Here is a 290-nt window from a genome sequence, read left to right as displayed (position 1 = left end):
CTAGATCTGCTACGTATACTACTTTTGCATCCTGAAGCAAGTCTTTGATCTCTTGTAGTGCTACAACTTTGTGGTCTTTTGTCATTGTCTTAAGGAGTTATATTAGTTAACAGATTTAGTATCAATTGCAATACCTGGGCTCATTGTAGAAGACAAATAAACGCTTTTTACATAAGTTCCTTTAGCAGCAGTAGGCTTCATTTTGATCAATGTCGACATTAACTCCTGAGCATTTTCCTTCAATTTATCAGCATCAAAAGATACTTTACCGATACCTGCATGGATAATAC

The 290-nt window shown here is 35.5% G+C and carries 2 pseudogenes; both read right to left on the bottom strand.

Annotated elements, in window-relative coordinates:
* Positions 1-85, bottom strand: a pseudogene (locus SB679_RS23755) (50S ribosomal protein L10); the annotation flags it as partial.
* A 17-nt stretch (positions 86-102) separates the two neighbouring features.
* Positions 103-290 (bottom strand): annotated as a pseudogene (locus tag SB679_RS23750) (50S ribosomal protein L1); the annotation flags it as partial.

Source organism: Chryseobacterium sp. SIMBA_029, assembly GCF_046535275.1.
In the GTDB taxonomy this organism is placed as follows: Bacteria; Bacteroidota; Bacteroidia; order Flavobacteriales; family Weeksellaceae; genus Chryseobacterium.
This window is presented reverse-complemented; position numbering and strand designations above follow the sequence as displayed.